This window comes from Bacillota bacterium (assembly GCA_036504675.1).
Classification (GTDB): domain Bacteria; phylum Bacillota; class Sulfobacillia; order JAJYWN01; family JAJZPE01; genus DASXUT01.
In genome coordinates this window covers 1-2,414 of record DASXUT010000049.1, presented here as the reverse complement: position 1 = coordinate 2,414, position 2,414 = coordinate 1, and the positions used below count along the sequence as shown (strand labels likewise).

General features: G+C 69.3%; 3 protein-coding genes. All 3 read left to right on the top strand.

Going from position 1 to position 2,414, the window contains the following annotated elements; all coding sequences use genetic code 11:
• Nucleotides 1-567: response regulator transcription factor (locus tag VGL40_03655; GenBank protein ID HEY3314366.1), on the top strand; the 567-nt coding region annotated here is incomplete at its 5' end.
• On the top strand, nucleotides 564-1,712 hold the full coding sequence (locus tag VGL40_03650; GenBank protein ID HEY3314365.1) for a sensor histidine kinase: 1,149 nt from the start codon (nucleotides 564-566) through the stop codon (nucleotides 1,710-1,712). The genes VGL40_03655 and VGL40_03650, both read left to right, overlap by 4 nt.
• Before the next feature lie 164 nt (nucleotides 1,713-1,876).
• Nucleotides 1,877-2,414: ABC transporter ATP-binding protein (locus VGL40_03645; GenBank protein HEY3314364.1), on the top strand; the 538-nt coding region annotated here is incomplete at its 3' end.

Genomic DNA, 2,414 nt, shown 5'->3' with positions numbered 1-2,414 from the left:
GGCTTCTACTGGTGCCGGCAGATCCGCACCGTCTCCAAGGTGCCGGTGGTCTTCCTGTCGGCCCGCACCGGCGACATGGACCAGGTCCTGGCGATGGAGAACGGCGGCGACGATTATGTCACCAAGCCCTTCAGCCTGGAGGTCCTCATCGCCAAGATCCGCAGCCTCCTGCGGCGCGTCTACGGCGAATACGCCGGGGCCGTCCCCTCGCGACTGAGGACGGTCGGCCCCCTCCTTCTCGACGAGGACCGCGGGCAGATCGCCTGCGGCGAGCGCCGGACCGACCTGAGCCATACGGAATTCCGGCTCTTGGACCTCCTGGCCAGGCAGGCCGGGCGGGTCGTCGGCCGGGAGGAGTTGCTCGCCGCCCTCTGGGACGACGTCTCCTTCGTCGATGACAACACTCTCAACGTCAACGTGGCCCGGGTGCGGCGGAAGCTCGAGGAGGTCGGCTTCCCCGGGGGCATTGCCACCAAGCGCGGACAGGGGTACAGGCTGGAGGTCGGGGACGGGCCGGATAGGCCGGGCGGGCCGACCGGGCCCGGCGAGGGGGCGTCCGGCCGATGAGCTTCTGGACCTTCCTCAACGACCGTCGTGCCTACGTCATCGCCTTCGTGGTCAGCCTCTTCCTCGGTCTGGCCGTCATCGAGCTCGACCTGACCCTCACCGGCGGCCGCCTGACCGGCTCGAACCTCTGGTACGCCGGCCTCCTGGCCGTTCTCGTCCTGGGGCTGTGGGTATCCGTCGAATACTTCCGGCAGAGGCCGTTCTACGGGCAACTGACCGGTCTCCAGCAGGCCCGGGACCCGGAGGCCTACGCGCGAGTGGTCTCCCCTGTCACCGCCGAGCAGGCCCTGGTCCGCCAGGCCCTGGTCGGGCAGCATCAGGTCTACGCCGACGAGTTGGCCGCCCATCGCCGCCGTCAGGGGTTCAGCGCGATGTTCCTCAACCGCTGGGCCCATCAGATGAAGACCCCCATCGCCGTCCTCGACCTTCAGCTGCAGGAGCTGGAGCGGGCGGGGGCGGAGTCTGCCGACCCGCGGGGTCGGCCGGGTCCGGAGGCCGTGGCCAGCCTCCGTGAGGAGGTCGATAAGCTGGCCGCCGGCCTCGAGCTGATGCTGACCAACGCCCGCTTGACCGACTTCACCTCGGACTTCGTCGTCCACCAGGCGGACCTGGCCGAGGTGGCCCGGGCAGCGATCAACGATCAGAAGAGGGCCTTCATCCGGGCCGGCGTCTTCCCGCGGCTGAAGGGGGTCGGACCGGAGGCGCCCGGGCAGGGCTCTGCGCCCGCCCCTCCCATCCTCGTCGAGACCGACGAGAAGTGGCTCCGCTTCGTCCTCATCCAACTGCTGAGCAACGCCATCAAGTACTCGCGCCTGTCGGACCGCCCCGAGGCCCGCCAGGTGACAATCCAGTTGTCGGCGGATCGCGACCAGGGCCCGAAGGCCAAGCCAGCCCCCGTCCGGGTCACCGTCCACGACTGGGGCATCGGCATCCCACCCCAGGACCTCGGGCGGGTCTTCGAGCCCTTCTTCACCGGCGAGAACGGGCGCCGCTCGCCGGAGGCCACCGGGATGGGGTTGTATCTCGCTAAACAGGTCTGCGCTCGGCTCGGCCACCGGCTCGCCGTGACCTCGCCCGGGCCGGGGCAGGGCACGGTGGCCACCGTCGAGTTCGTCCCCGGCGAAACGCTCCACAACGCCGTCTGATTCCCGGTCCCCCCGCGGCTGTGCCCGCCGGCCCGGGTGACGCCTCCCCACCGCGGCCACTCTTACAGCCTTGTGAGACTGGCCCTTCGTCCTGTAATCCACGACGATGGCAGCCCGCGCCCGCCCGCTTTATCATTGGGAGTGGAAACGGAGGGACGTTCAAAATGAAAATCCTTGAAGCCACCGACATCACCAAGGTCTACAGCAACCGCCGCTCGAAGGTCGGGGCGCAGGCCCTGAACGGCATCGACCTGGCCGTCGACGAGGGCGAGTTCATCAGCATCATGGGCCCGTCCGGGAGCGGCAAGACCACCCTGCTCAACATCCTGGCGACCATCGACCAGCCGACTTCAGGCAGCGTCCGCATCCGCGGCACCGATCCGCGCGGGCTCAACGACGACGCCCTGGCCCTCTTCCGCCGCCGCCAGCTCGGCTTCATCTTCCAGGACTACAACCTCCTCGACAGCCTCAACGTCAGGGACAACATCATCCTGCCCCTGACCCTGGACAAAGTCGACAGCCTGGAGATCGAGGGGCGCCTAGCCGACGTGGCCGCCGAGTTCGGCATCGAGGACGTCCTCGACAAGCGGCCCGGCGAGACCTCCGGCGGGCAGCAGCAGCGCGTCGCGGCCGCCCGGGCCCTGATCCACGGCCCGGCGGTGATCCTCGCCGACGAGCCCACCGGCAACCTCGACTCGCGGG